The sequence below is a fragment of the Microbacterium yannicii genome, from assembly GCF_024055635.1.
Classification (GTDB): Bacteria; Actinomycetota; Actinomycetes; order Actinomycetales; family Microbacteriaceae; genus Microbacterium; species Microbacterium yannicii.
The window spans coordinates 89997-97817 of record NZ_JAMXMB010000012.1; the positions used below are offsets into that span (position 1 = coordinate 89997).

At 70.7% G+C, this 7821-nt stretch carries 8 protein-coding genes; 5 read left to right on the forward strand and 3 right to left on the reverse strand.

Going from position 1 to position 7821, the window contains the following annotated elements:
• Nucleotides 1–2: 2 nt before the first annotated feature.
• The 3 genes from NCG93_RS06840 (at nucleotide 3) to NCG93_RS06850 (ending at nucleotide 2654) form a co-directional block, all read left to right on the forward strand.
• Nucleotides 3–965, forward strand: coding sequence for a ThuA domain-containing protein (locus NCG93_RS06840; protein WP_194414692.1), 963 nt, complete (start codon nucleotides 3–5; stop codon nucleotides 963–965).
• A 186-nt stretch (nucleotides 966–1151) separates the two neighbouring features.
• The gene (locus NCG93_RS06845) at nucleotides 1152–1892 is read left to right on the forward strand and encodes an IclR family transcriptional regulator (RefSeq protein WP_194414691.1); all 741 of its coding nucleotides are present in this window, start codon (nucleotides 1152–1154) and stop codon (nucleotides 1890–1892) included.
• Between the two features lie 3 nt (nucleotides 1893–1895).
• Complete coding sequence (locus tag NCG93_RS06850; protein ID WP_194414690.1) at nucleotides 1896–2654, forward strand: IclR family transcriptional regulator; 759 nt, start codon at nucleotides 1896–1898, stop codon at nucleotides 2652–2654.
• A gap of 24 nt (nucleotides 2655–2678) precedes the next feature.
• Here the strand turns inward: NCG93_RS06850 and NCG93_RS06855 are convergent, their stop codons facing one another.
• The 3 genes from NCG93_RS06855 to NCG93_RS06865 are packed head-to-tail and all read right to left on the reverse strand — an operon-like array spanning nucleotide 2679 to nucleotide 6108.
• A complete protein-coding gene (locus NCG93_RS06855) occupies nucleotides 2679–3341 on the reverse strand; it encodes a TetR/AcrR family transcriptional regulator (protein WP_194414689.1) in 663 nt (220 codons plus the stop codon).
• Nucleotides 3338–4267: a shikimate dehydrogenase gene (locus tag NCG93_RS06860; protein WP_194414688.1), complete on the reverse strand. Its 930-nt coding sequence runs from the start codon at nucleotides 4265–4267 to the stop codon at nucleotides 3338–3340. Before NCG93_RS06860 ends, NCG93_RS06855 begins: the two co-directional genes overlap by 4 nt.
• Nucleotides 4264–6108, reverse strand: a complete 1845-nt coding sequence (locus tag NCG93_RS06865; RefSeq protein ID WP_194414687.1) for a bifunctional sugar phosphate isomerase/epimerase/4-hydroxyphenylpyruvate dioxygenase family protein — start codon at nucleotides 6106–6108, stop codon at nucleotides 4264–4266. Before NCG93_RS06865 ends, NCG93_RS06860 begins: the two co-directional genes overlap by 4 nt.
• A 136-nt stretch (nucleotides 6109–6244) precedes the next feature.
• Between NCG93_RS06865 and NCG93_RS06870 the strand changes: the two genes are divergently transcribed.
• Together NCG93_RS06870 and NCG93_RS06875 are read left to right on the forward strand one after the other, a co-directional pair.
• A complete protein-coding gene (locus tag NCG93_RS06870; RefSeq protein WP_194414686.1) occupies nucleotides 6245–7006 on the forward strand; it encodes an IclR family transcriptional regulator in 762 nt (253 codons plus the stop codon).
• 7 nt (nucleotides 7007–7013) lie between these two features.
• On the forward strand, nucleotides 7014–7778 hold the full coding sequence (locus tag NCG93_RS06875; RefSeq protein ID WP_194414685.1) for an IclR family transcriptional regulator: 765 nt from the start codon (nucleotides 7014–7016) through the stop codon (nucleotides 7776–7778).
• Nucleotides 7779–7821 lie beyond the last annotated feature (43 nt).

A 7821-nucleotide genomic window follows, 5' to 3' on the forward strand; every position in this document is an offset into this window, starting at 1 on the left:
ACATGAGATCGCTACTACGCTCCGGGGTCGCGCTCGTCGCGGCGGCGGCGCTCGGCGCGGGGATCGTCCTCGCCGGGACGGCAGCCGGCGCCGACAAGGACAAGGGCAACGGCAACGGCAAGCCCGCCACCGCCAGCCAGATCTACCTCGACGAGATCAAGGACTACGGCGTGTGCCGCGGCATCGATCCGTCGTGCTACCACGAATGGGGCAACGGCTGGACGGAAGGCGAGCCGAAGCGGATCCTGATCTGGAGCCGGACGGCGGGCCCGCGCCACGCCCACCTGGGCAGCCCGCTGGCGCCCGGCCTGAACCCGCCGCTGAACGCCGACAACGTCGCCCAGGCGGGGCTGATCGCATGGGCGGCCGAGCGGGGCATCGCCGCCGACTATACCGAGGACCTGTCGCAGTTCCGGCTGAACAACTACCAGGCCGTCGTCTTCCTCAGCTCCAACCGGGACACGCTCGATGACACCGCGCAGACGGCGCTGATGCAGTACATCCGCGGCGGCGGCGGCTTCGTCGGCATCCACAACGCGTTCGGCGCAGAGTACTCGTGGGAGTACTACGAGGGGCTCCTCGGCGGCGCCAACTTCTACAACCACGGGCCGAACCGCGACGGCACGGTCGAGACGATCAACAACCGGGACGTGTCGACCTCGTTCCTGCCCAAGACCTGGGCGTTCAAGGACGAGTGGTACAACCTGACGCCGTACCCGAGCTTCGTCAATGTGCTGCTCGAGGTCGACAAGGCCACGAGCGAGGCGACCCCGGCGGGCCACGGTGAATCGCACCCGGTCAGCTGGTGCCAGTACTACGACGGCGGCAGGTCCTGGCTGACGACCCTCGGTCACGACGTCGCGGCGTGGACCGACGCCCCGCTCGCGGGTGACGACTTCTTCAAGCAGCACGTGATGGAGGGTCTCGAGAGCGCGATGGGCATCAAGCCGTTCTGCACCGCCTGATCGACGCGGGAGCGCGCCATCATGGTGCGTGAAGCGGGGGCCAGGGCACGTCCTTCCGACGGGTCCTGGCCCCCGCTCGGTCGCGCCGGCGACCGCTCCGGTGCCCGTGTCCCACTGGGTGGAACCTTCGGCGCCGTCCCGACCTGCGTGCTTGCCGCGTCCTCCACGCCGACGGATACTGCACACATGCGATCCGCTGTCAGAGACGAGCCCGTGTCGGTGCTCGACCGGATCCTCGCCATCCTCGACACCGTCCGCGAGTCGCACGGCTCCACGACCATCACGCAGCTGGCCTCCGCCACCGGCATCCCGAAGTCGACAGTCTCGCGGCTGGTCGGCGACCTGGTCCGCCAGCGCTATCTCATGCGCGCCCAGGACGGCGTGACGATCGGCCTCCGCCTCTTCGAGCTCGGAGCGCGGGCGAGCACGCCGCGCCGGCTCACGGCCGCCGCTCTCCCGGTGCTGGCCGAGCTCTACAACGCGACGGGGGAGCACCTCAACGTCGCCGTGCAGGAGGGCCGCGACATGCTCTCGGTGATCTCGGTCCGCGGGCGGCTGCGGCCCGTGCCGTCCCGGGCGGGGGTCCGGGTCCCGTCGGTGACCACCGCGCTCGGCAAGGCGGTGCTGGCCTTCACCATCGACGAGGGCGTCCTCGGCAGCGTGATCACCGGCCTCGACTCGAGCAGGCGGCGCACCTTCGAGAAGGAGCTCGTCGCCGTGCGGACGGAGTCCGTCGCGATCGACCGCTGCGAGACCTTCCCCGGCGTCGTCGGCGTCGCGAGCCCCGTGCTCTCACCGGAGCGCCTGCCGGTGGCGGCGATCTCGGTCGCGGGTCCCGTCGCCGACATGGACCCGAAGCGGATCGCGCCTCTGGTACGCCACGCGGCTCTCGCGCTCACCCATCGGCTGGCGCTGCAGGTGGCCTGAGTCATGTCCGCGATCGCCGGCGACGCGGTCGGCGTCCTCGACCGGATGACCTGCATCCTCGAAGCGTTCGACGGCGACGACCGGGGCATGGGGATCTCCGAGCTGGCACTGCGCGCAGGCCTACCGAAATCGACGGTCTCGCGCCTGGTCGCGACGCTGGTGCGCCAGAGATATCTCGAGCGCGACGGCAAGCTGATCCACCTGGGACTTCGGCTGTTCGAGCTGGGACAGCTCGCCGAGCAGCCGCGCGAGCTCAGGATCGCCGCCCTGCCGGTCATGGCCGACGTTCGCAACCGCACCGGCGAGAACGTGCATCTGGCGATCCGGGATGGGCAGGAGGCGGTCTGCATCGCCGTCATGCGCGGCCGGGCGGCAGGGCCGTCGATCGTGCGCACCGGGGGAAGGCTGCCCCTGCACGCGACCGCGCTCGGCAAGGCGGTGCTCGCCCACACAGTGGGGGACGACGTGCTGCCGGCGCCCCTGGTGCCGTGGACGCCGCAGACGATCACCGATTCGTCGGTGCTGCGGCGTCAGCTCGCCGGCATCCGCCGGGGCGGGCTCGCCACCGAGGCGGGGGAGTTCGTCGGCGGGGTGTCCTGTACCGCGAACGCGATCTTCGCGCCCGGGGGGACCCTGGCGGGAGCCGTGTCGGTCTCGGGCAACGGTGAGGAGGTCGATGCCGACCGGGTCGCGCAGGTGCTGCGTGCGGCGGCGATGACGATCACGCGTCGTCTCTCCGCGCTGCGAGCCCCCTCGGACTGACGCCGGTCGGGCGGACCGGGGCCGTCAGCGCGCGGCGCGGTCCGTCATCGTGGCGACCACCATGTCGCCGATCAGGCGCCGGTGGGAGTCCTGGAGATCGGGGTCCAGCATGTCGCGCTCGAAGATGGCGGCGAAGGTGTGGCGATTGGCGACGTGGAAGCAGGCGTAGGCGCTGATCATCATGTGCACGTCGACGGCGTCCACATCGTCGCGGAAGGTGCCGGCGCGGACGCCGCGTTCGATGACCTCCTCGAGCAGCGTGATGGCGGTGGCGTTCTCGCGCAGGATGGTCTCGGACTGGCGCAGATGCTCGGCACGATGGATGTTCTCGATACTGACCAGCTGGATGAACGCCTCGTGAGTGGTGTGGTGGTCGTAGGTGGCCTCGGCGATCGTCCGCAGGGCGGCATCCGGCGACAGCTCTTCGACGTGGATGCCGCGCTCGACCTGGCGGATCTGGGCGTACACGCGCTCCAGCACGGCGAGGTACAGCCCCTCCTTGGAGCCGAAGTAGTAGTAGATCATCCGCTTGGTGGTGCGCGTGCGCGCGGCGATCTCGTCCACGCGCGCGCCGGCGTAGCCGTTGGCGGCGAACTCGGCGGTGGCGATCCGGAGGATGTCGTCCTGCGTGCGGACCGCACGCTCGGTCGTCGGCGTCTCTCGCACATCGCTCAGCTGATCGCTCATCGACCGCCCTTCCCCGTCCCTGACCGCTCCTCGGCGCTGATGAGCCCACGGAAATGCCGCTGCATTCTGTCGCGATCAGGCTGGATGCCCGTGATGATCTGGAGACTAGCGCATGCCTGTCCGACCGCCATCCGCCCTCCGTCGAGCACCGGGTGTCCTCGACGGGCGGCCTCCCGGATGAGGTCGGTCTCGAGGGGCCGGTAGACCACGTCCGACACCCACGCCTCCGGCGGGAGGAGGCCGAGGTCGAAGGCCACCCCGGGATGGTGGAGCATGCCCATCGGTGTGGCATGCACGATCCCGCTCGCACCCGCGATGGCGGACGCCAGCTGCTCTGGCGAGAGCGTCGTGACGACCTGCGTCGGGAACCGGCGCCGCATGCGGGCGGCGAGCTCGTCCGCGCGGCGCGGATCGGCGTCGAAGAGGTCGAGCCGTTCCGCGCCCTCCGACAGGAGGGCATAGGCGGTGGCGGCGCCTGCGCCTCCGCACCCGATCTGCACGACTCGCTGGAACGACGCGCCGGGCAGGCCGGCGAGGAGACCGTCGCGGTAGCCGAGCCAGTCGGTGTTGTAGCCGCGCAGGACGCCGGCGTCGAACACCACGAGGTTCACGGCGCGCAGGTGCGCGGCATCCGTATCGAGCTCGTCCACCAGGTCGAGGACCAGCTGTTTGCAGGGATGCGTGATGTTCATCGCGGTGAAGCCGGCGGCCTGTGCATCGGCGAGGAGGGCACCGACATCCTCCGCCGGGCGGCCCAGCTCCAGGAGGTCGAAGATGCGGTACTCGTAGTCGAGGCCGAGTGCACGTGCTTCGCCCTCATGCAGTGCGGGAGTCAGCGATGCGGTGATGCCTTCACCGATCAGCCCGACGAGGTAGCGGTCGCCGGGCGGGTGGGGAGTCGATGCGTCGGCACCTTGCCCCGTCACGCGAGGACCCCTTCGCCGGCGCGGCGGTGCTGATACTGCGCCGCCAGGCGGACCGGCGCGTTGAGCGCCCCGTACCCCGCGTACCCGCCGCGACGCTCGACGACCTCGAGGAACACCGTGCCGATCGGGTGCGTGTAGAAGTGCAGGAACTCCCCGGCCTCGTCGCGGTCGTACATGACGTTCAGCTCCCGCAGGTCGTCCAGGAGAGCGGGGTCGATCTGGTAGCGCGCTTCGATGTCGTCGTAGTAGTTCGACGGGATGTCGAGCGGCCGGAAGCCGCGCGCGCGAGCGGCGCGGGCGAGCTCGAGGACGTCGGAGGTCGCGAACGCGATGTGCTGCGGCAGGATCGCGTCTTCGCCGGCTCCCGAGGGCACCAGGTTCAGGGCGATCCGCAGGACCTCGTTCGGGCTGTGCAGCACCTGACTGCGCACCAGGCCGACGGGGGCGGCCACCTCGACCGATGCCTCGGTGCGAAGGTCGAGGACGGAGTGGAAGAAGAGCACTGCGGCATCGAAGTGCTGCCAGGGCTGAGCGAGGTTGAGATGGTCGACGCGCTCGATCATGCCCGCGTCGTCGCCGTCAGGCGCGCCGAATTCACCCACCCACCTCGGCTCCGCTCCTCGGCCGGCGCCGAAGAACACCTCGGAACCGTCGGGAGCGCTCACGCCGACCAGCGGCTCGTCGCCCTCGCCTTCGGCGCGGGGCACCTCGGGGGCGAACAGCTGTCTGGCCCTGCGCAGGGCGAGAGAGGGATCGCCCACCGAGAGGCCGATGCCCGCGACGGTCGGCTGCGCGCGTCCGGATTCCGGAGCGCCGAGGACGACCCGAGCGGCGCCGTGAGTCCAGAGCTCCACGGGCTTGGTGCGATGCTCCCCGTGCGGCCGGAAGCCGAGCTGAGCCAGAAGCCGCCGGAGCTCAGCCACCTCGCCGGTGCGCAGCTCCACGTAGTTGACGTCGGCGGGGGGCTCGACCGCTGGCAGGTTGTGCGTCGACATGCGCGCGGCGCGACCGCCGGCAGGGGCGCCCAGAGCCGCCGCCGTCTCGTGCTCCAGCCAGCGCAGCGACCGCCGTGCATCGATGGCGGTGGCCAGCGGATCGGCCTGGCGGAAGGTGTCGTTGAAGATCTCCAGCGAGACGGGGCCGTCGTACCCGGTGCGCACCAGGTGAGCCATGAACGTTCCGAGGTCGAACCCGCCCTCGCCCGGAAACAGGCGGTGGTGCCGGCTCCACGAGAGCACATCGAGAGAGAGCAGCGGGGCATCCGCCATCTGGACGAAGAAGATCTTCTCGGCCGGGATGGTCTCGATCGCCTCGGGATTGTGGCCGCGCGACAGGATGTGGAAGCTGTCCAGGCACAGGCCGATACGGGGATGGTCGGCGAGCCGCACGATGCGTGCGGCAGCTTCGTAGCTGTCCACGAACCGGCCCCAGGCGAGCGCCTCGTACGCCACGCGCACCCCGAAGCGGGCGGCGACATCACCCAGCTGGCGCAGCTGGGCGGCGGCGAGCTGCTCGTCGCCGCTGCGCGCGGTCGCGACGTTGCTGCACAGCAGCATGGTCTCGATGCCCAGGCGGTTCATGAGGGCGAACTTCGCGGCCGCGCGGCGGAGGTTCTGCTCGAGGAGCTCGGGACCCACTCCCTCGAAGTCCCGGAAGGGCTGGTAGAGGTCCAGTGTCAGTCCGAGCGCGCTGGCGCGGTCGCGGATGTCCTCCGGCGAGTGGGGGGAGGCGATGAGGTCGGGCTCGAAGATCTCGACTCCGTCGAACCCCGCCGTGCTCGCGGCGACGAGCTTCTCGTCGAGCGTTCCGCTCAGGCAGACCGTCGCGATCGACGTGCGCATGGCACCTCCCTGCGGACACCGGCGCTGGTGCCCGCGTGATTCTTGTCTTTAGCGTTGCATGGATCTGTACTAACTAGTACGTTCGACAACCGAAGGGCGATCGACGACGATTCAACCCGCTGGGAGAGGACACTCGATGATGAGTCTCGCCGAATGGAACACGACTCCCCCCGACACGCGCGCACCGGTCTCGGTGCTGGATCGCATCTTCGCGATCCTGGACGCCGTGAAAGAGTCGGACGGCTCGATCACGATCACCGACATCGCCGCCCGCACGGGGCTGCCCAAGTCGACAGTCTCGCGTCTCGTCACCGAGCTGACCGGCCAGCGTTACCTCGCACGCACCGAGGAGGGCGTCGCCCTCGGGCTGCGCCTGTTCGAGCTCGGGGCCCGAGCGAGCCTGCCCCGGCGGCTGGTCGCGGCGGCGGCACCCGTCCTGCGCAATCTGCGCGACATCACCGGCGAGCGCGTGGGGCTGTGGGTGCAGCAGGGGACCGACATGGTGTCGATCGCCGCGGTGGCCGGCCGGCTTCCGATGCTGCCGACCCGCGCCGGCATGCGGTCCCCGGCTCTGACGACCGCGAGCGGCAAGGCCTACCTCGCGTTCTGCGCGGATCCGGCCGTCGTCGACCGGATCAGCGCGCCACTCGTCGAGGACGACGCGGACCACTTCCGCGAAGAGCTCGCCCACGTCCGTGATGCCGTGGTGGCCATGGATGTCGAGGCGTCGTACCCCGGCATCCTGGCCGTCGCCAGCCCCGTCCTCTCGAGCGCCCGCGCGGTGCTCGGCGCGATCTCGATCGCGGGTCCGAGCGGCGCGATGGACCCCGAGCGCGCCGCGCCGCTCGTCCGTGCTGCGGGGAGCACGGTGAGCCGGCGGCTCGCCGCGGCGGCGTAGCGGCCCGATGCGCACCGCGAGCTGGACCGACTCGGTCAGCGTCCTCGACCGCGTGACCGCCGTCTTCGACGCCTTCGGCGAGGACGACGAAGGGCTGGGCGTCTCGGAGCTCGCCCGACGCGCCAATCTCCCGAAATCCACGGTGTCGCGGATCGCCGCAGACCTCGTCGCCCAGCGATTCCTCGACCGTGACGGTGAACTGCTGTACCTCGGGGTCCGGCTCTTCGAGTTGGGCCAGACCGTCCCGCAGCCGCGGATGCTGCGCCGGCTCGCGCTCCCCGTGATGAGGGAGCTGCGGGATGTCACCGGGCAGACCGTGCAGCTGGCGGTGCTCGACGGCGCGGACGTGGTGGTCGTCGCGGTGCTGCGCGTCCCGTGCGCGCTGGAGCTCTCCACGCGGGTCGGCGGGCGGGATCGCGCCCACGCGACCGCACTCGGCAAAGCCATCCTCGCGTTCTCGACGCCCGAGACGGTGACGCGCGTCGTATCCGGCGGGTTGACGAAGCAGACACCGCACACCGTCGACGAACCGGCTGTCCTTCTGCGCGAACTCGCCGACATCCGCCGGCGCGGGGTCGCGGCCGAGCACGAGGAGTGCACGATCGGTGTGGCGGCGGCGGCCGGTGCCCTCCTCATCCCCGGAGAGGCGCCGAGCGCTGCCATCTCGGTGATCGGCCCCGTCGACGCGCTGCTTCCTGATCGTGTCACCCCGGCAGTGCGGGCCGCGGCGGTGACGCTCAGCCGTCGGCTGGCCGCAGACCGCGCACGCTGATCTCTCGGGGTCACTCCACGAGAAGACGGGGTGGGTGCGCATG